Origin of the sequence: Streptomyces viridosporus T7A, from assembly GCF_008704515.1 — a bacterium.
Lineage (GTDB): Bacteria > Actinomycetota > Actinomycetes > Streptomycetales > Streptomycetaceae > Streptomyces > Streptomyces viridosporus.
In genome coordinates this window covers 1,263,190-1,282,482 of record NZ_CP023700.1, presented here as the reverse complement: position 1 = coordinate 1,282,482, position 19,293 = coordinate 1,263,190, and the positions used below count along the sequence as shown (strand labels likewise).

The window sequence follows — 19,293 nt, the reverse complement described above, 5'->3', positions numbered from 1 at the left end:
GTGCTTTGCTGGGGGAGGGGCGGGGCACGGTGGCAGGGCCACGAGAGGAGCCGATCACCATGAGCAGTGAGCGACCGCACCCGGAATCCGTCTCGGTCGAGATCAGCGGATGCAGCAAGCAGGACGCCCGGATCGTGTTCGACGCGCTGTGCGCGTGCTTCGCGTCCGACCGGTGCGCCGAGGACGTGCCGGAGGAGTTCCACGAGACCCGTCCCACGGTGTGGCTCGGCACGTTCGACGTCGCCGACGCGCGTGAGGGTGCCCGCCCGGCCCGGCTGTCCTCGTCGGTCGACGCCGACGCGCACGGCGGCTACTGGGCGATCGACCGCTTCCGCACCACCCTGGGCTCCCTGTTCACGGTGCACGACCTGAGCGCGGTCCCCGGCGACCAGGAGGAGGAGTTGCACGTGCGCCTCGAAAGCCGGTGACGCGTCCGGGGCTCCCGGACCCGGCGCCACCGGACCGCTGTGCCCTCCGTCACGCTTATGCAACTAGTTGCATAAAGCGGTGGGCGTCCTCTACAACAGAGGCACGACACCGCGTGCACGGAGGGCCCGATGAGCCGTTACCCCCACCTGTTGACCCCCCTCGACCTGGGCTTCACCACGCTGCCCAACCGGGTCCTCATGGGCTCCATGCACGTCGGTCTGGAGGAGGCCGAGGGCGGCTTCGCGCGCATGGCCGAGTTCTACGCCGCCCGCGCCCGCGGCGGGGTGGGCCTCATCGTCACCGGCGGCATCGCCCCCAACGACGAGGGGCGGCCCCACGAGGGCGGTGCGCGGCTCACCACCGAGGCGGAGGCCGAGCAGCACCGGGTCGTCACCGAGGCCGTGCACCGCGAGGGCGGGCGCATCGCGATGCAGATCCTCCACTTCGGCCGGTACGCCTACCACCGGGACCTGGTCGCCCCGAGCCCCCTCCAGGCGCCGATCAGCCCCTTCCCGCCCCGCGAGCTCACCGACGCCGAGGTCGAGCGCACCATCGACGACTACGCCCGCGCCGCCCGCCTCGCGCAGCGGGCCGGCTACGACGGCGTCGAGATCATGGGCTCCGAGGGCTACCTGATCAACGAGTTCATCGCCACGCGGACCAACCACCGCACGGACCGCTGGGGCGGCTCCTACGAGAACCGGATGCGCTTCCCCGTCGAGATCGTCCGCCGGGTGCGCGAGGCGGTCGGCGAGGACTTCATCGTCGTCTACCGGCTCTCCATGCTCGACCTGGTGCCCGGCGGCTCCACGCTGGACGAGGTGATCACGCTGGCCAGGGCCGTCGAGGCGGCCGGCGCCACGATCATCAACACCGGCATCGGCTGGCACGAGGCCCGCATCCCCACCATCGCCACCTCGGTCCCGCGCGGTGCGTACACCTGGGTGACCAAGCGCCTCATGGGCGAGGTGTCGGTCCCGCTGGTCACCACCAACCGCATCAACACCCCCGAACTCGCCGAGCAACTGCTCGCCGAGGGGTACGCGGACATGGTGTCGATGGCCCGCCCGATGCTCGCCGACCCCGACTTCGTCGCCAAGGCCGCGGACGGCCGCCCCGAGGCGATCAACACCTGCATCGGCTGCAACCAGGCCTGCCTCGACCACACCTTCAGCGGACAGATCACCTCCTGCCTGGTCAACCCGCGCGCCTGTCACGAGACCGAGCTGGTGCTGGCCCCGACCCGGCGCCGCAAGCGGATCGCGGTGGTCGGGGCCGGCCCGGCCGGCCTCGCCTGCGCCGTCAGCGCCGCCGAACGCGGCCACGACGTCACCCTGTTCGACGCCGCGAGCGAGATCGGCGGCCAGCTCAACGTGGCCCGCAAGGTCCCCGGCAAGCAGGAGTTCGACGAGACCCTGCGCTACTTCCGCACCCGGCTCGCCGAACTGGCCGTGGACGTACGGCTCGACACCCACGTCACCGCCGACGACGTGTCCGGCCACGACGAGGTCGTCGTCGCCACCGGCGTCACCCCCCGCACCCCGGACATCCCCGGCGTCGACCACCCGAGCGTGCTCGGCTACCTCGACGTGCTGCGCGACGGCGCCCCCGTGGGCGAGCGGGTGGCGATCCTCGGCGCGGGCGGCATCGGCTTCGACGTCGCCGAGTTCCTCACCGACGGCGGCGACAAGGCGCACGAGAACCCCGAGACGTACTTCCGCCAGTGGGGCGTCGACCTCGACTACCGCGCCCCCGGCGGCCTCACCGCGCCCGAGCGCCCCGCCCCGCCGCGCACCGTGCACCTGCTCCAGCGCAAGACGTCCAAGGTCGGCGCCGGCCTCGGCAAGACCACCGGCTGGATCCACCGCACCGAGCTCAGGCACCGCGGGGTCACCATGGTCCCGGGCGTGCGCTACGACCGGATCGACGACGCCGGGCTCCACCTCACCATCGACGGCGAGAGCACCGTCCTGGAGGTCGACACGGTCGTCCTGTGCACCGGACAGGAGCCGCGCCGCGACCTGTACGAGGCGCTCGTCGCCGCCGGCCGCACGGTCCACCTGATCGGCGGCGCCGACGTGGCCGCCGAACTGGACGCCAAGCGCGCCGTCAAGCAGGGCACGGAGCTGGCGGCGGAGCTGTAGGGGACCCGCGGCCCGTCCCTAGGATGAGCCCCATGTCACTCCCGCACGCGATCCTCACCGCCCTGCTCGAGAAGCCGTCGTCGGGACTGGAGCTGACGCGCCGGTTCGACAAGTCGATCGGCTACTTCTGGTCGGCGACGCACCAGCAGATCTACCGCGAGCTGGGGAAGCTGGAGGCGGAGGGCCTGATCCGGGCCCTCCCCGCCGAGCAGCCGGCCCGGGGGCAGAAGAAGGCGTACGAGGTCCTGCCGGCGGGACGCGCGGAACTGGCCCGCTGGACCGGCGCGCCCCAGGACCCCAAGCCGCACCGCGACGCGCTGCTGCTGCGGCTGAGGGCGGCGGCCGTGGTCGGCGCGGCGGGGCTCGAGGCCGACCTGCGGCGCCATCTGGAGCTGCACGAGCGCCAGCTGGCGGAGTACCGGGAGATCGAGCGGCGCGACTTCCCGCCCGGCAAGGACGGGACGGAGGACCGGCTGCGGCACCTGGTGCTGCGCGCCGGTATCGACCTGGAGACCTTCTGGATCCAGTGGCTCGGCCACGCGCTGTCGGAGTTCGCGCGCCTGCCGGACCCGGGGGAGGCGGAACGGACCGGGGAGCCCCGGGGGTGACCCCCGGGGCTCCCCGGTGAACGACGCCGGCCGCCCGACCGGAGCGCGTCGGACGTGATGGCGGCCGGCGCCGGGCCTACGGGTGGCGCGGCCTGCTGCGCCGGCGCACGTACCAGGCCGTGGCGAGGAGACCGGTGCCGACCAGAGTGCCGCCCGTCACCAGCGCCACCGTGCCGTAGTCCTTCGAGCCGCCGCCGATGCCGCCCATCACCCCGAGGGACGGCGAGGCCGCGGGGGTGGCCGCCGGCGGATCGGGCGCGGGGGAGACGATGACGGACTGGGTGCCCGCGGGGTTGCCGTTCGAGCACATCACGATCACCGTGTACGTGCCCGGGGCGACGTCCCCCCACGCGGCGGACTGTCCCGAGGCGGTCCCCGACAGCGCCACCTGACGGCCCTGGGAGAAGCTCGTCTGGCTGCTGGCGAGCAGCGAGGCGCTGCCCCAGCTGCCGTTGGCCTGCGTGCACGCACGGGTGGTGACCGAGACCGTCGACCCGGTGGTACTGACGGAGATCCCGGTGTTCGCGGCGGCCGGACCGGTCAGGGCGAGGGCCAGCACGGCGGCCGCCGCGACCGGACCGGAGCCGAGCAGTGGCTTCGAGGTGCGCATGTGGACTGCCTTCCGGCGGCACGGCCGGCGGTGCGTTCCTCGCTCCGCCGAGAATCGGGGGACACCCGTGCCGCCACACGACCAGCCAAGACGCACCCGGTCCGCCGCGCACTCCGGTCGCCGCCGGGCAGGTGACGCCCTGCACCGTCCGGCCGACCGGAGGGCACCGGTCAGCGCCGCGGGCCCGTCGTCACCGTGCGCTCCGCCGAGAAGCCGCCCCAGGTTCCGTCCGGCAGCATCGCCCGGATCCGGACCCGATGGGTGACCCCCGCCTCCCGCCCCACGTAGAAGCGGTACGCCGCCCGGTCGCGCGAGGCGTCGCCGCCCTGGACGAGCGAGGTGGCCGCGCGGCCGTCCAGGTGCACCTCGTACTCGGTGACCACTCCGTCCACCCGCGGCGGCACCCAGCTCAGGTCGAGGTAGTACGCCCCGCCGGACCGGTGGCTCGTGGCGCGGAAGCCGGTGGGGGCGGTGGGCGCGGCGGCCCCGCTGCCTGCGGTGGTGAGGCGGACGGCGGCACCGGCCGGGGAGAGGTTGCCGGCCGCGTCCCGGGCCCGGACGGTGAACACGTAGCGGGTGCCCGGCCGCAGCCCCGTGACCACGGCGGCCGTCTGGTTCCCGCCGACACTGTGGATCTTCGTTCCGCCCTGCTGGATGTCGTAGGACACCACGCCCCGGTCGTCCGTCGAGGCGGACCACGACAGCTGGACCGCCCGGCTCCCGGCCGCCCGGCCGCGCAGCTTCGCCGGACGGGTCGGGGCGGAGTCGTCCGCTGCCGCCGCCCCGGGGGTCGTCGCCCGGACCTCCCGGCTGCTCGGTCCGAGCCGCCCCTCCGCGTCGCGCGCCCGCACGGTGAAGACATACACGGTCGAGGGACGGAGCCTGGTGACGTCCACCATGTGCTCGGAACCGGGTACTTCCTTGACCTTGGTGGTGCCCTGATACACCTCGTACCGGCTCACCTCGGTGTCGGCCGCGGCGACCGCGTTCCACATGACGTGCACGCTGGTGGCACTGCCGGCCTCGGCCGTGACGCCCGTCGGCGCTCCGGGCGGCCGGTCCGCCGCTCCCTCACCCGGTCGGCCCCCTCCGCAGGAGGTGACCAGCAGGAACACCGCGCAGAGCGCGGCAAGGCGGCGCGGGGACACGGCAGCGGGAACGCCTCGCACGACTCTGCCTCCGGGGCGGTACACGGCAGGGGCCCGGGCGGGGACCCGGGCAATGGTCCGGACCAATATGACCCTGATGACGGGGTCACATCAAGAGGGTGCCGGTGAACGGCGCTCCGGCACATTACGTATGCTGAAGGTGCGAACGGCTGAACTGCCCACGAGGGCTCGGGAGTTCAGGCCCGTGGCGCGGACCGCTGTCGTCGCAGATCCCGCGCCGGCGCGGGCGGCCGGGGGCCGGAGCGGACACGGGCTCGGGCCCCCGGCCCTGTCACGGCCGCCGACGTGACCGTCCACCGTCCGGCCCTGCCGGGGTGGCGTCGGCACCGCCGCGGGGTCAAATGGGGCCGAGTGACCGTCAATGCCCCCGACGAGAGGCCCTCTTGATCGTGTCCCGAATACAATCGTTCGTCCCGGCCGTGGCCGGTGCCGTCCTGCTCGTCCCCATGGCGCTTCCCGCCGCCGCCGCGCCGCAGACCCGCGCCGAACCGGCCGCGTGGCGCGCGACCTCCGTCTCCGCCGCCGAACTGCTGGCCGAGGTGCGCGACTGCGCGCCCGTCTCCCAGGGCCGCTACCGCAAGGACCACGGCTCCTCCGCCACCGTCCCGGTGTGCGGCACCCACGACGCCGTGTTCTGGAAGGCCGACATGGACATCGACTGCGACGGCCGTCCCGGCCGCCACTGCAACGTCCTGAACGACCCGTACTTCTCCGCCGCCACGGCCTTCGCCCAGTCCGACGGCCGCCCGCTGAGCTCCGAGGACCTGCCCTTCGTGGTGGTGCCCGCGCCCAGCGCCGTATGGGACTACCGGGCCCACGGCGTGCGCGGCGGATCGGTCGTGGCGGTGGTGTACCAGGACCGGGTGCAGTACGGGGTCGTCGGCGACACCGGTCCCGCGGACGTCATCGGCGAGGCGTCCTACGCCATGGCCGAGGCCCTCGGCATCAACCCCGACCCACGAAGCGGCGGTGCGCCTTCCGGCGTCACCTACATCGTGTTCAAGGACAGCCGGGCGACCCCCATCGAGGACCACCGGGCGGCGGTGACGGAGGGGGAGCGGCTGGCCCGGCAGTTCGTGAACGGCGGCTGAACCGGCCGCAGGGACGCCGCACGGCCGGAACCACCGGCTCGGGGAGCCGGTGTCGGCGGGGGGACGGCGAAGGGGGGCGGTGGGACGGAGGGAGCCGCCCCGCCGCCCCTCGCACCCCCGCCCCCGCCGACCCCTCACGTCTTCCGGTACGTGTACGCCTCCGAGGCCGCCGCCTCCACCGCCGCCAGATCGGCCCCCGCGGCCGCCGTGACCACCGCGGCCACCGCGCCCTCCACGAACGGCGCGTCCACCAGACGGGTCTGCTCGGGCAGCTCGTCGCCCTCCGCGAGCAGCGCCTTCACCGTGAGCACCGCGCTGCCCAGGTCGGCCAGGACGGCGACACCGGCTCCGCGGTCGACGGACGCGGCCGCCGCGGAGACCAACTCCGCGCTCGTGCCCAGACCGCCGCTCTCGGTACCGCCCGCCGGTGCCACCGGCACCGCGGCACCGGCGCCCGCCAGCCCCTTCGCCAGCTCGGCCACCGACGCGGCCACCGTCGCGCTGTGCGACACCAGCACGATGCCCACCACCTTCTCGTCACTCATCCCCGGCCCCCGCCCCCGAAGCGGCATCGGCCAGCGCGGCGATCAGCAGCGCCGCCGAGGTGGCCCCCGGGTCCTGGTGCCCGATGCTCCGCTCGCCGAGATAACTGGCCCTGCCCTTGCGGGCCCGCAACGGCGTCGTGGCCACGGCGCCCTCCTCGGCGGCGCTGCGGGCCGCGGCGAACGAGTCACCGAGCGCGTCCACGGCGGGCAGCAACGCGTCGATCATCGTCTTGTCGCCCGCCGCGGCACCCCCGAGCTGCATCACCGCGTCCACCCCGGCGCGCAGGGCCTCGGCCAGCTGCCGCTCGTCGACCTCGGTGGCCTCCCCGAGCGCCTTGCCGGTGCGGCGCAGCAGCGTCCCGTACAGCGGGCCCGACGCACCGCCCACGGTCGAGACGAGCAGCCGCCCGGACTGGACCAGTACCGCACCGGGTGTGGCGGGTGGTTCCTTCTCCAGCGCGGCCCGCACCGCCGTGAACCCGCGCTGGAGGTTGCTGCCGTGGTCGGCGTCGCCGATCGGCGAGTCGAGGGCGGTCAGCCGGTCCGCCTCGCGGTCCACGGACGCGGCGGTCACCGTCATCCAACGGCGGAAGAAGTCGGCGTCGAGCACGGGATCTCCTCGCGTACTAGGTCTTCGTGAAGCATTTCCCGACGTCCCTCACATGCCCCAGCGCAGCCCCGGCGTCCGCACCGGCGCGTCCCACAGCCGCAGCAGGTCCTCGTCGACCTGGCACAGGGTGACCGAGGCGCCCGCCATGTCCAGGGACGTGACGTAGTTGCCGACGAGGACCCGGGCGACGGGCACCCCGCGCTCGCCGAGCACCCGCTGCACCTCGGCGTTGAAGCCGTACAGCTCCAGCAGCGGCGTCGCGCCCATGCCGTTGACCAGCACCAGGACGGGGTTGCGCGGGGTGAGGTCCTCCAGGACCGCGTCGACGGCGACCCCGGCGATCTCGCCGGAGGTCATCATGGGCCGCCGCTCCCGGCCGGGCTCCCCGTGGATGCCGATGCCCAACTCCAGCTCACCGGCGGGGAGGTCGAAGGTCGGACTGCCCTTGGCGGGCGTCGTGCAGGCACTCAGCGCCACACCGAAGCTGCGGGAGTTCTCGTTCACCTGCCGGGCGATCGCCTCCACCTGCTCCAGCGTCCGGCCCTCCTCCGCCGCCGCGCCCGCGATCTTCTCCACGAACAGCGTCGCCCCCGTGCCGCGCCGCCCGGCCGTGTAGAGGCTGTCGGTCACCGCGACATCGTCGTTGACCAGCACTTTCGCGACCCGGATGCCCTCGTCCTCGGCCAGCTCGGCGGCCATGTCGAAGTTGAGCACGTCACCGGTGTAGTTCTTCACGACGAACAGCACCCCGGCCCCGCTGTCCACGGCCGCCGCCGCCCGCACCATCTGGTCGGGCACGGGCGAGGTGAACACCTCTCCGGGACAGGCCGCCGACAGCATCCCCGGCCCCACGAACCCGCCGTGCAGCGGCTCGTGCCCGGACCCCCCGCCGGAGACCAGGGCCACCTTCCCGGCCACGGGCGCGTCCTTGCGCACGATCACCCGGTTCTCCACGTCCACCGTCAGCTCGGGATGGGCCGCCGCCATGCCGCGCAACGCGTCCGCCACGACGGTCTCCGGGACGTTGATGAGCATCTTCATGGGTGCCTCCTGGGAGCTCAGTGGGTGGGTCTTCGGTCTGCGTCTTCGCTGGTCGGATCGGGTACGGGGACTTTTCGGCCTTGGTGGTCCGCAGCGGCCGGAAGCGGGCTGCGGCGGTACTGGCGCCGGCTCGACGCCGACTTCGGTGACGGGCCGTCAGGGCGATCGGGCGGTCGGGTGGGAATCGGATGGAGTGCCGCTGTCGGCAGTATCGGTCTTGCGGCAGCGAAGGGCACGCGCGAGGACGTCGTGGGCGTGCCCCGGTTCCGGAGCGGGCGGGTCCGGTCGTGACCGGACGCCGGCGTCCGGTGGGGATCGTGCCGGGCGCACACCTGGGCCGCGGAAGCCGCCCGCCGCCCGTATCACGCCCGCCGTCCGTAGCACGACCGCCGCCCGCGGCGGCTCACGCGCACCGGCCGGCACCGCCCGGTGCGCAAGGCCCGGCACCGGAACCACCGGCGGTAAGGAACGGGCGCCGCCGAATGGCCGCAAGGGCGTCAGCCCCGCCCCGTGGCGGCGGGTGGCACGGCCTGCTCCAGCCGCGCCCGCAGCGTGCCCTCGAAATCCTCGGCCCGGGACAGCTGGACTCGGAGCTTCTCCACCTGTTCGGCGGCGACCCGCTGATAGGCGCGGACCCGGTCGAGGAGTGCCTCACGCTCCTCGCCGTCGAGCCCGCCGTCGGCGTCGAGGCGGTCGGTGGCGTCCAGCAGGTCGCGCATCTGGTCCAGGGTGAAGCCGAGCGGCTTCATGCGCCGGATGACCATCAGGCGCTGCACGTCGGTCTCGGTGTAGAGGCGGAAGCCGCCCTGGGAACGGGCGGAGGGGATGACGAGACCGGTCTCCTCGTAGTGGCGGATGGTGCGCAGGGACAGTTCGGTCCGTGCGGCGACCTCGCCGATCTGCATGTGCTTGCCGTCCACGCCGCTGATCCTCTGGCCCTTCTGGTCCTTGTCGGCCCGGCCCGGGTGGGCACCGCCGATCTCTACCCTAACGTTAGGGTAGAGTTGCTGAACGGTGAGGGCGGTGTACCGCTGCCCCGCCGTTGCTGTGTCGGGGCCGACGACGCCCCCGTCGGAATCCCGATTCTTGCAGGGGAGAAGCGTGCGCGAGCCCACGACGTCCGGCGCCGCCTGCCCGCCGTGACACTTCACCCCCGGACGTGAGTCCGGCCGCGCCGCCGCACGGCCCCGCTCCGTCTCCTTCGCCTTCCGGCTCCGCGTCCCGCGGTGCCGCCCGCGGGGTGCCGCCCCGGCCCCTCCGCGTCCTCCCGCACGCCCCCGCCCGCCGAACGGGGTGTGCCCGAGCACGACAGGTTCCGTCTCCCTTGTCTTCTGCCGCCCCCGCCCCGTCCCCGGCCGCACGTCTGCGCGGCCTGAAGCCCGACTGGATCTCTGACCCGAAGGTCTGGCGCACCGAGGTCCTGGCCGGCCTGGTCGTCGCCCTGGCCCTGATCCCCGAGGCGATCTCGTTCTCGATCATCGCGGGCGTCGACCCGGCGATCGGCCTGTTCGCCTCCTTCACCATGGCCGTCGTGATCTCGATCGTGGGCGGTCGGCGAGCGATGATCTCCGCCGCCACCGGTGCCATCGCCCTGGTGGTCGCCCCGCTGAACCGTGAACACGGTCTCGGCCACCTGATCGCGGCCGTCATCCTGGCCGGCGCCTTCCAGGTCGTCCTGGGTGCGCTCGGGGTGGCGAAGCTGATGCGGTTCATCCCGCGCTCGGTGATGGTCGGCTTCGTCAACTCCCTCGCCATCCTCATCTTCATGGCGCAGGTGCCGGAGATGCGGAACGTGCCCTGGCCCGTGTATCCGCTGATCGTCGGCGGCCTGGCGCTGATGGTGTTCTTCCCGAGGGTCACCACCGTCGTCCCGGCCCCGCTCGTCTCGATCGTCGTCCTCACCGTGATCACGGTCGCGGCGGGCATCGCCGTGCCGACCGTGGGCGACAAGGGCGAGCTGCCGTCCTCGCTGCCCGTGCCGGGGCTGCCGGACGTGCCGTTCACGCCGGAGACGCTGACGACGATCGCCCCGTACGCGTTCGCGATGGCGCTGGTCGGCCTGATGGAGTCGCTGATGACGGCGAAGCTCGTCGACGACATCACCGACACCCGCTCCGACAAGACCCGTGAGTCCATCGGCCAGGGCATCGCCAACATCGTCACCGGCTTCTTCGGCGGCATGGGCGGCTGCGCCATGATCGGCCAGACGATGATCAACGTGAAGGTCTCCGGTGCCCGCACCCGCCTGTCGACCTTCCTCGCCGGCGCGTTCCTGATGGTGCTGTGCATCGTCTTCGGCCCGGTCGTCTCCGACATCCCCATGGCCGCCCTGGTCGCCGTCATGGTCATGGTGTCGTTCGCGACCTTCGACTGGCACTCCGTCGCCCCGAAGACGCTTCGGCGGATGCCCGCCGGCGAGATCGCCGTCATGCTCGTCACCGTCGCCTGCGTCGTCGCCACCCACAACCTCGCCATCGGCGTCGTCGTCGGCTCCGTCACCGCCATGGTCGTCTTCGCCAAGCGCGTCGCCCACCTCGCCGAGGTCACGGCCGTCACCGATCCCGACGGCACGACCGTGGTCTACCGGGTCACCGGCGAGCTGTTCTTCGCCTCCTCCAACGACCTCGTCGGCCGGTTCGCCTACGCCACCGACCCGGAGAAGGTCGTCATCGACCTGAGCTCGGCGCACATCTGGGACGCCTCCTCCGTCGCGGCCCTCGACGCCGTCGAGACCAAGTACGCCCGGCACGGCAAGACCGTCGAGATCACCGGCCTCAACGCCCCCAGCGCGCAGCTCCACGACAAGCTCACCGGCGAACTGTCCGCCCACTGATCGTCACCGCACTGGCGGCGGCGGGGGCCCCTCGGCCCGGTGGCCGAGGGGCCCCGCACGGGTGGGCGGGTCACCGGTCGTTCGCCAGGGCGACGAGTTCGGCGAACAGACCGCCGGCGTCGACCAGCTCCTCGTACCGCCCGTGCTCGACGACCCGGCCCTCGTCCACGACGAGGACGCGGTCGGCGAGAGGGGTGTTCTCGAGCTGGTGGGTGACGACGACGGTCATGCGTCCGGCGGCGATCCTCCTGATCCGGAGGAGGACGGCGTGCTCGCCGCGGGCGTCCGTCCGGGAGGTCGGTTCGTCCAGGATCGGCAGCGGCGCCCGCCGGTACAGGGCACGTCCGCACACCAGGCGCTGCCACTGTCCTGCGGACAGTGAGGAGTCCGGACGCGGCCCGTCAGCGGCGTAGGCGGGTGTTGAGCCGGGCGGCCTGCCGTGTCAGGTGGTCGCGTTCGGCGAGGTCGGGTGCCTTCCGGGCCGCTTCGGCGTACAGCCGTGCCGCCGTCGCCAGGTCGCCGTCGCGCTCGTGGAGGTACGCCGCCACCGCGGTGCGGCGGGGCAGTGAGGCGTCCAGTTCCGCGAGCGCGGCCAGTCCGGCGCGCGGTCCGTCGGCCTCGCCGACGGCGACCGCGCGGTTGAGCCGGACGACCGGGCTGTCGGTCAGGCGGGTGAGCTCGTCGTACCACTCGACGATCTGCACCCAGTCGGTCTCCTCGGCGGTGGGCGCGTCGGCGTGGAGCGCCGCGACGGCGGCCTGGGCCTGGAACTCGCCCAGCCGGTCGCGGGCGAGGGCCGCCTGCAGGATCTCGACGCCCTCCGCGATCAGCGCGGTGTCCCACCGGCCGCGGTCCTGCTCGGCGAGCGGCACCAGGCTGCCGTCGGGCGCGGTCCGGGCGGCGCGCCGGGCGTGGTGGAGCAGCATGAGGGCGAGCAGCCCCGCCACCTCGGGGTGGTCGATCACGGCGGCGAGTCGCCGGGTGAGCCGGATGGCCTCGGCGGCGAGGTCGACGTCGCCGGAGTAGCCCTCGTTGAAGACCAGGTAGAGGACGCGCAGCACGGTGGCGACGTCGCCGGGCCGGTCGAACCGCACGCCGGAGACGGTGCGCTTGGCCCGGCTGATCCGCTGCGCCATGGTCGCCTCGGGCACCAGGTAGGCCCGGGCGATCTGGCGGGTGGTGAGTCCGCCGACGGCGCGCAGCGTGAGCGCGACCGCGGACGACGGCGTCAGCGACGGGTGGGCGCACAGGAAGTAGAGCTGGAGCGTGTCGTCCACCGCGGGCGCGGGCCCGGGCGCCGGTTCCTCGTCGACGAGGTCCTCGCGCCGGCGGCGGGCCGCGTCCGCCCGGGCCGCGTCGAGGAACTTGCGCCAGGCCACGGTGACCAGCCAGCCCTTCGGGTCACGCGGGGGAGCGGCCGGCCAGACGCGGACCGCCTCGATGAGCGCGTCCTGCACGGCGTCCTCGGCCGCCGCGAAGTCGGCTCCGCGGCGGACGAGGACGGCGAGGACGCTCGGCGTGAGGCTCCGCAGGAGGACCTCGTCCATCGAAGAGGTCACTCCGTGATGGTGGGCGGCGCGGCCAGGAACGGGCGCACCTCGAGCCACTCGTGGATCGGCTTCCCGCCCGCCCCGGGGGCGGCCGACAGTTCCCCGGCCAGCTCGACGGCGCGCTCGCGGCTGTCGACGTCGATCACCATCCAGCCGGCGATGAGGTCCTTGGTCTCGGCGAACGGGCCGTCGGTGACCGGCGGGCGCCCCTCGCCGTCGTACCGGACGAACATGCCCTCGGGGGCGAGCGCCTGACCGTCGACGAACTCGCCGGTCTCCTCGAGCCGGGCCGCGAAGTCGTTCATGTACTGCACGTGGGCCGAGATCTCCTCCGGGGTCCACTGGTCCATGGGCACGTCGTTGACCGGAGCCGGGGCGCCGCGGTAGTGCTTGAGCAGCAGGTACTTGGCCATCGTGTCTCTCCTCGGTGCTGGTGCGACCCATTGTGGTCGCGTTCACTGCGGGGACGGAGCCGGCCACGGGTTCTCGACATCGCCGCCCGACTTTTTTCGGGCCCTCCCGGACGAGCCCGGGGACGCCGTCTCGCGGTGTCGGGGTCGGCCGCCGGATTCCAGGGCGCCGCGCCTGCCCGAGGAGGGGCGGTCGAGGCGGTGGCCGGGGGGTTCGGGGCAGTGGACGCGGACGACGCCGTCCGAGAGGCTGTGCGAAGGAACGACACTGCCTGTGGACAAGGGAGTTGGGCGCCCCGCGGACCGCCGTGTGTCTTGCGTCGATCATGACTGACCGAGACGACCGGAGCGGAGGACCGCGGACCGGCCGGCCCCACTCGGCGCGCGTGTGGGACTACCTGCTCGGCGCAGAGAACCACTACCCGGTGGACAACCGGGCCGGCGAGCTGATCCCCCGGAACTTCCCCGAGTTCGCGGTCATCGCCCGTGCGCAACGGCGTCTCCCGGTCCGAGCGGTGCGGTTCCTGGCGCGCGACGCCGGGATCCGTTCCGCCGACTGCCGCCCGGACCCCGACCGGGCGGGCACCCCTCACGAACAGGGCCACGCCGTCGGGGCGGTGGGCCTCAAGGAGGAGGGGCCCTCCCGGTCGAAGAAGGCGTCGATCCGCAGGCGTGGACTGCGCAGGCCGGTCACCTCCGGCACCGTGGCGCCGCCGATGCGCAGCAGCGTGCCCACCGGCAGGCCGAGCAGACGATCGGCGCCGGCCGGTGTGTCCCCCACGGCGTCACCGCTCACCGTGACCGCCCGGTGGAACACCCCCGGACCAGGACCGCCCGCCGGCCCCGGAGGCCGAAGGTGCCGGACCTCTCCGGACCGGGCAGGGCGAGGCCGCCGAAGACGCCGAGACGGTAGTTGACCGTTGAAAAGGGGGGGGCGGGTGTCGACCCGCCCCCCTTCCGGCCCGCAGGCCCTCCTTCAGGAGCTTCGCACCACGTACGAGAACGTGGTGGCGTCGCCAGGGCTACGCGGGGCCCCCGCCGGCGCCGGACGCCTCGAGCCGGGCGGCCAGTGTCTGCGCGTCGTACGGCCCGGTGTGGCGGCGGTTGCCGATGAAGAAGGTGGGAGCGCCTTGGGCACCGCTGGCCTCGGCGCTGGCCACGTCGGCCCGCACCCGGGCCGCCGTCCGCTCCGAGTCGAGGTCCTCGAGGAACCTCTCGACGTCCAGCCCGATCTGGCCGGCGTAGCCGAGGATGTCCTCGAACTCGAGCTGGTCCTGGTGGGCGAAGAGCAGGTCGTGCATCTGCCAGAAGCGTCCCTGGGCGTCGGCGGCGACGGCCGCCCGGGCGGCGAGCTCGGAGTGCTCGTGCACGTCGGGGAGCGGCAGGTGCCGGAAGACGTAGCGGAGCCGGTCGCCGAAGCGCTGCTGCAGTTCCTGGGCGACGCCGGTGGCGTGCGCGCAGAAGGGACACTCGTAGTCGCCGTACTCCACCAGGGTGAGCGGCGCGTCCGGTGGGCCGGTGATGTGGTCCGTGGCCGGGTCGACCGGGCGGTCCAGGAAACGCGGCAGGTCGGCCTCCGTCTCGCCGCGCAGCACCGCGGCGAGGTGGAACACCACCCATCCCAGGAGCGCGGAGAGCAGGGCCGCCAGCAGGATGCCGACGGTCGCCTGGGCGCGCAGGGCGGGATCCTCGAAGGCCAGTCCGGCGATCAGCAGGGACACGGTGAAGCCGATCCCGGACAGGACGGCGCCGCCCAGCACCTGGCCCTCGCCGACTCCCCGCGGGAGCTTCCCGAGACCCAGCCGGGCACCGCCCAGGGCGAAGCCTCCGAGGCCCACGAGCTTTCCGATGACGAGGCCGACGACGACGGCCCAGGTGACGGAGGACGACAGCGCCTCGGCCAGGACACCGTCACGCAGGTCGACACCGGCACTGGCCAGGGCGAACACGGGGACGACGACATAGCTGGTCCAGGGGTGGAGGACCGTCTGCAGCCGCTCGTTGACGGAGACGGCGCGCTGCAGCCCCATGCGGGCCGTCCGGCCCACGTCCGGACGCGGGGACTGGCGGAAGGCACGGAAGAGCCGGGCGGCCCGATCCACCGCCTGGCGCGTGGGGGCCCGGGCGGGGATGAGGAGACCGCCGAGCATGCCCGCGATGGAGGCGTGCAGCCCCGCTTCGAAGGTGACGAGCCACAGCGCGAGAGCGATCAGCACGTACGGGGCCGTGCGCCAGGCGCCCAGACGGGACAGTCCGGCCAGGACCACGCACAGGGCGAGCGCGGCCAGCACCAGCAGCGGGCGGACCGATTCCGAGAAGACCAGGCCGATCACGGCGACGGCGACGATGTCGTCGATGACGGTGATGGCCAGCAGGAAGACGCGCAGCTGGGTGACGAACCGGGGGCCGACCACGGCGAGCGCCCCCAGCATGAACGCCGTGTCGGTGCCGATCACCACGCCCCACCCGTTGCTCGCGTCGCCCCCGGGGGCGATCACCAGGTACAGCAGCGCGGGGACGAGCATGCCGCCGATCCCGGCCAGCGCCGGGATCACGACACGCCGGCGGTCGGTCAGCACGCCCACGGAGACCTCGTAGCGGACCTCCAGGCCGATGACGAAGAAGAACAGGGCCATCAGGCCGTCGCTGACCCAGTGCCCCAGGCTCATCGACAGATCGGCGCCGCCGATGGAGAACGACGCCTCGGTCGCCCAGAGCGACGTGTATGAATCCGACCAGGGGGAGTTCGCCCACACCAGGGCGACCACGACCGCGGCCAGGAGCAGGCCGGCGCTGCCCGCCTCGGTGGCCAGGAAGGAACGCACCGGGCCGGAGAGCTGGGCCACCAGGGTGCGCCTTCTGGACCGGGTCTGGGAGTCCTCCTGGACGTTGGCCTTCTGCACGTCAGTCACCTGCGTCACCCTGCCCGCCGTGCGGGTCCGCCGTGCCCATGGGCGCGCCTGTCCCGCTGAGGGGACGACACCTCTGTGCCGGAGCGGGGCCGGCTTCCCGGTCCGCCGGGACGCCCGGCGCGGTGGGGCCGCCCCGACGGTGTGCGGTGGTCATGTCGTAGGTGCCGAAGAAGGGCCGCGCCGGTTCCGTCGTGCTCCACGTGCGAGATCGGTGAACCTTCGGTTGGAGGGATTCGCGCGGGCTTTCCGAGCCGTGGATGTCGCGGGCGGTGATGGACATGGGGGACCCTCCTGGGGCTTTCCGGGCGAATTGCGGGCGGTGCGGCGACCGTCCGGCTGGGCGCGGGACTGCGGCCGACTCTTGTACACGCGGTGGGACGCCTTGACGGCGACGACGGTCCGGGCCACGGCCGACATCTGCTCGGTCTCAGGTGCCGAGCGGTTTCGGTGCGGTCCCGGTCCTGCTTAAGGGGATGGGGCGGGTGCGTGCCGCCGGGCTCGGGGCACCGGTGACACGCCGGGCGGACGGGACGGCGACCGCGCCGGTGAGGGCGGGGGCGAGCGCGCACTCCCGCGTCGGATCCGGCCGGCCGGGCCGGGCGACTCGCCCCGGGCCGGGGCCGCCGCGGAGGGGGACCCGGCAGCCGGGCGGCCGGGTGACGACGTGCGGAGTGATGCGCGGGGGCGGGCCGACGTCCGGGCGGCTGCCCTCGGTGACGCCGGTCGGCCTCACGGGGCCGGCCGGGCACCGGGCCCTCACCACAGGCGGGCCTCGGTGGGCAGGGAGCGGCGCGCACGGGTCGCGTCGACGGTGGTCCCGCGGCGGTCGGGCGCGTACGGGCACGGGGGCCGGGAACGGTCGGCGCCGACCTGGTCGGCGAGATCGTCGACCGGGCCGCTCGTCGCACCGGGCCTCCGGTCGTGTCCGGCGCCATCCCTCAAGGGCCCTCCCCTTCCGCGTCGGCTCTCATACGGTGCCGAGTGTCTCGACGTACCCGGTTCGGGGGCGCGCATTCGCGGTCGGTGGCTGTTTCCCGTTCGGCCACCGGTCCGTTCGGGCACCAGGACCGGGTCGACGTTCTTTCAGTTGTTCGCGGCGCTCCCGCGCCGGTGCGCCGGCCGAAGGCCGCGCGGGCGGGCCCTCGGCCCGGTACTGCTCGTTCTCCTGCGCCCGCCGGGCGGTGGCCCGGGTGCTCCGGGTGCGCGGAACAGCCGGAAGCGGGGCCTGTGCGTGCCCTGACCGGCGACCGCACCCCCACGAATCCGTCGCCGGAAAGCGTGCGCGGACGAGAACTCTCAGTTAATTTCTCTCGCAAACAAGATATCACGGCGCGGGTCGGGCCCCGGTGCCGGGGCCGCGCGCCCCAGGGCTCCGAGCGCCGGAAGAGACCGTGGTCCTGCCCCGGTTGCGACCGGCGGCGGATCACGGACGCCGTGACGGCGTGACGGCGTGACGGCGCGACGGCACCGGCTCCGCTGCGGGGCGATGCCTTCGCGGAGCCGGTGCCGGCATGCCGGGCGCCGTGTGCCGGGTCCGGTGGGGGAGGGCCGGTGGGGGAGGCAGAGCACGCGTCCCGTGGTGAGCGCGTTCCGTTCGTTCAGCGGGTGACCAGCAGGCCCCGGCCGCGCAGCACCCGCCGCTCCAGCGGGCTGAAGATCAGCAGGTCGATGGCGATGCCGACGAGCAGGATCAGGAAGATGGCCAGGAACACCTGCGCGATGCTGGCGTTGTTCCGCCCGTTCTCCAGCAACTGACCGAGTCCGACGCCCAGATCGGGCGAGGAGGCGATGATCTCGGCGGCCATCAGCGACCGCCAGGAGAACGCCCAGCCCTGCTTCAGCCCCGCCAGGTAGCCGGGGAGCGCGGCCGGCATCACGACGTACCGGGCCCCCCGCAGTCCGGTCGCCCCCAGTGTCCGCCCGGCGCGCAGGAACAGGGGCGGGATCTGGTCGATGCCCGCGACGAGGCCGTTGGCGACGGACGGGACCGCGCCGAGCAGGATCACCGCGTACATCATCGAGTTGTTGAGGCCCAGCCAGAGCACGGCCGGTGGCACCCACGCCACCGACGGGAGCGACTGCAGCCCGGACAGGACGGGGCCGACGGCCGCCCGGACGAACTTCACCCGGGCGACCAGCAGGCCGAGCGGCGTGCCGATGGCGAGTGCCATCAGGAAGCCGAGCAGACCGCGCGAGACGGACGTCCAGACGTAGTCGAGCAGCGTGCCCTGCCGCCAGGCGTCGGTCACCTCGCCCCACACGTCGGACGGCGCGGGCAGCTTGTAGTCGGGGGCTACCTCGGCCCACACCAGCAGTTGCCAGACCGCCAGCACCAGGGCGACGGCGGTGACGGGCGGCAGGACCTTGCGGCTCAGGGTCTCGCGCAGCGGTGTGCGGACGGCCTGCACCGACTCCAGCGCGTCGAGCCCGGCCTCCAGCCCCGCCAGATCCTGTGTGTCCGGGGACTTCCCGGCCGCCGGTGAGTCGTTCCTCCCGGCGTCGGCGCCGGTGTCAGTGCTGGCCATGACGGCGGATCTCCCTCCGTAGATCCTCGGTGATCTCGGCGGACAGTTCGGCGACCGCGCTGTCCTCGACGCGGCGCGGCTGTGCGATGCCGACGGTCCATTCCCGGGCGATGCGCCCCGGGCGCGAGGAGAGCAGCACCACGCGCTGCGCCAGCTTCACCGCCTCCCGCACGTTGTGCGTGACGAACAGCACGGACACCCCCGTCTCGCGCCAGACGCGGGTGAGTTCGTCGTGCAGGACGTCGCGGGTGATGGCGTCCAGCGCGGCGAACGGCTCGTCCATCAGCAGCAGCCGGCTGTCCTGGGCCAGCGCACGGGCCAGTGCGACGCGTTGCCGCATGCCGCCCGACAGTTCGTGCACCCGCTTGTCGTACGCGCCCTGCAGCCGCACGAGTTCCAGCAGCCGCTGCGCCTCCTGGCGGCGCCGGGGTCCCGCGATCCCGCGCAGCTTCAGCGCGAGTTCGACGTTCCTGCCCGCGGTCAGCCACGGGAACAGCGCGTGCTCCTGGAACATCAGGGCGGGCCGGCCGTCCGTGCCGATCGAGCCGGCGGAGGGCAGGTCCAGTCCCGCGACCAGGTTGAGCAGGGTGGACTTGCCGCAGCCGGAGGCTCCCAGGAGGGTGACGAACTCGCCCGGTGCGACATCGAGCGTGATGTCGTCGAGGACGAGTTGCCGTCCGCCGGGCGCGCCCGGTGCGGGAAAGGACTTCGAGACGTGCTCGATGCGGGCGGCGTGCGTCGCCGGTGCGGCGTCCTCGGCAGCCTTGGCGATCGTGGTGGCCATGGTCGTCACCTCCTGGGAACTCATCGGGTCCG

18 protein-coding genes and 2 pseudogenes are annotated in these 19,293 nt (G+C 73.5%); 6 read left to right on the top strand and 14 right to left on the bottom strand.

Going from position 1 to position 19,293, the window contains the following annotated elements:
* The first annotated feature begins 59 nt into the window (after positions 1-59).
* The 3 genes from CP969_RS06060 (at position 60) to CP969_RS06050 (ending at position 3,181) form a co-directional block, all read left to right on the top strand.
* Positions 60-428: a hypothetical protein gene (locus CP969_RS06060; protein WP_004991698.1), complete on the top strand. Its 369-nt coding sequence runs from the start codon at positions 60-62 to the stop codon at positions 426-428.
* A 129-nt stretch (positions 429-557) separates the two neighbouring features.
* Entirely contained in the window at positions 558-2,573 is a 2,016-nt protein-coding gene (locus CP969_RS06055; RefSeq protein WP_016827477.1) for an NADPH-dependent 2,4-dienoyl-CoA reductase, read from the top strand.
* A gap of 32 nt (positions 2,574-2,605) precedes the next feature.
* Positions 2,606-3,181 carry a PadR family transcriptional regulator gene (locus CP969_RS06050; RefSeq protein WP_016827478.1) on the top strand — a complete coding sequence of 192 codons (576 nt, stop codon included), beginning with the start codon at positions 2,606-2,608 and terminating at the stop codon, positions 3,179-3,181.
* Positions 3,182-3,257: 76 nt separating this feature from the next.
* On the opposite strand, the gene CP969_RS06045 is transcribed toward CP969_RS06050, so the two are convergent.
* Together CP969_RS06045 and CP969_RS06040 are read right to left on the bottom strand one after the other, a co-directional pair.
* Entirely contained in the window at positions 3,258-3,791 is a 534-nt protein-coding gene (locus tag CP969_RS06045; RefSeq protein WP_016827479.1) for a hypothetical protein, read from the bottom strand.
* A 170-nt stretch (positions 3,792-3,961) separates the two neighbouring features.
* Positions 3,962-4,960, bottom strand: a complete 999-nt coding sequence (locus CP969_RS06040) for a fibronectin type III domain-containing protein (RefSeq protein WP_026085383.1) — start codon at positions 4,958-4,960, stop codon at positions 3,962-3,964.
* 446 nt (positions 4,961-5,406) lie between these two features.
* Here CP969_RS06040 and CP969_RS06035 point away from each other — a divergent pair, with 446 nt between their 5' ends.
* Positions 5,407-6,051, top strand: a complete 645-nt coding sequence (locus CP969_RS06035) for a glycoside hydrolase family 75 protein (RefSeq protein ID WP_050793909.1) — start codon at positions 5,407-5,409, stop codon at positions 6,049-6,051.
* A gap of 134 nt (positions 6,052-6,185) precedes the next feature.
* On the opposite strand, the gene CP969_RS06030 is transcribed toward CP969_RS06035, so the two are convergent.
* The 4 genes from CP969_RS06030 to CP969_RS06015 all read right to left on the bottom strand — a co-directional run bounded on the left by CP969_RS06030 (position 6,186) and on the right by CP969_RS06015 (position 9,167).
* Positions 6,186-6,596: a PTS-dependent dihydroxyacetone kinase phosphotransferase subunit DhaM gene (locus CP969_RS06030; protein ID WP_016827482.1), complete on the bottom strand. Its 411-nt coding sequence runs from the start codon at positions 6,594-6,596 to the stop codon at positions 6,186-6,188.
* A complete protein-coding gene (gene dhaL, locus CP969_RS06025; protein ID WP_004991714.1) occupies positions 6,589-7,206 on the bottom strand; it encodes a dihydroxyacetone kinase subunit DhaL in 618 nt (205 codons plus the stop codon). The genes CP969_RS06030 and dhaL overlap by 8 nt, the downstream gene beginning before the upstream one ends.
* Positions 7,207-7,254: 48 nt before the next feature.
* The gene (gene dhaK / locus CP969_RS06020) at positions 7,255-8,247 is read right to left on the bottom strand and encodes a dihydroxyacetone kinase subunit DhaK (RefSeq protein WP_016827483.1); all 993 of its coding nucleotides are present in this window, start codon (positions 8,245-8,247) and stop codon (positions 7,255-7,257) included.
* Between the two features lie 497 nt (positions 8,248-8,744).
* Entirely contained in the window at positions 8,745-9,167 is a 423-nt protein-coding gene (locus tag CP969_RS06015; RefSeq protein WP_016827484.1) for a MerR family transcriptional regulator, read from the bottom strand.
* Positions 9,168-9,571: 404 nt separating this feature from the next.
* Between CP969_RS06015 and CP969_RS06010 the strand changes: the two genes are divergently transcribed.
* Entirely contained in the window at positions 9,572-11,080 is a 1,509-nt protein-coding gene (locus CP969_RS06010) for a SulP family inorganic anion transporter (protein WP_016827485.1), read from the top strand.
* A gap of 70 nt (positions 11,081-11,150) precedes the next feature.
* Here CP969_RS06010 and CP969_RS06005 read toward each other — a convergent pair.
* From CP969_RS06005 to CP969_RS05995, 3 genes and pseudogenes are all read right to left on the bottom strand, one after another.
* Positions 11,151-11,465: pseudogene (locus CP969_RS06005) on the bottom strand (ABC transporter ATP-binding protein); the annotation flags it as partial.
* Between the two features lie 16 nt (positions 11,466-11,481).
* The gene (locus tag CP969_RS06000; protein ID WP_016827487.1) at positions 11,482-12,627 is read right to left on the bottom strand and encodes an RNA polymerase sigma factor; all 1,146 of its coding nucleotides are present in this window, start codon (positions 12,625-12,627) and stop codon (positions 11,482-11,484) included.
* A gap of 8 nt (positions 12,628-12,635) precedes the next feature.
* Positions 12,636-13,043 carry a YciI family protein gene (locus CP969_RS05995; RefSeq protein ID WP_004991727.1) on the bottom strand — a complete coding sequence of 136 codons (408 nt, stop codon included), beginning with the start codon at positions 13,041-13,043 and terminating at the stop codon, positions 12,636-12,638.
* 323 nt (positions 13,044-13,366) lie between these two features.
* Between CP969_RS05995 and CP969_RS05990 the strand changes: the two are divergent.
* Positions 13,367-13,576: pseudogene (locus CP969_RS05990) on the top strand (SAM-dependent methyltransferase); the annotation flags it as partial.
* A 53-nt stretch (positions 13,577-13,629) separates the two neighbouring features.
* Here the strand turns inward: CP969_RS05990 and CP969_RS05985 are convergent.
* From CP969_RS05985 to CP969_RS05965, 5 genes are all read right to left on the bottom strand, one after another.
* Positions 13,630-13,821, bottom strand: coding sequence for an MOSC domain-containing protein (locus CP969_RS05985; RefSeq protein WP_223887179.1), 192 nt, complete (start codon positions 13,819-13,821; stop codon positions 13,630-13,632).
* A 241-nt stretch (positions 13,822-14,062) separates the two neighbouring features.
* Positions 14,063-15,943, bottom strand: coding sequence for a Na+/H+ antiporter NhaA (nhaA, locus tag CP969_RS05980; protein WP_016827489.1), 1,881 nt, complete (start codon positions 15,941-15,943; stop codon positions 14,063-14,065).
* Between the two features lie 765 nt (positions 15,944-16,708).
* Positions 16,709-16,894 (bottom strand): hypothetical protein, encoded by a 186-nt coding sequence (locus CP969_RS05975; RefSeq protein WP_016827491.1) that lies wholly within the window; start codon positions 16,892-16,894, stop codon positions 16,709-16,711.
* A 656-nt stretch (positions 16,895-17,550) separates the two neighbouring features.
* Positions 17,551-18,477: an ABC transporter permease gene (locus tag CP969_RS05970; RefSeq protein ID WP_004991740.1), complete on the bottom strand. Its 927-nt coding sequence runs from the start codon at positions 18,475-18,477 to the stop codon at positions 17,551-17,553.
* Positions 18,464-19,261 (bottom strand): ABC transporter ATP-binding protein, encoded by a 798-nt coding sequence (locus CP969_RS05965; protein WP_016827492.1) that lies wholly within the window; start codon positions 19,259-19,261, stop codon positions 18,464-18,466. The genes CP969_RS05970 and CP969_RS05965 overlap by 14 nt, the downstream gene beginning before the upstream one ends.
* Between the last annotated feature and the right edge of the window lie 32 nt (positions 19,262-19,293).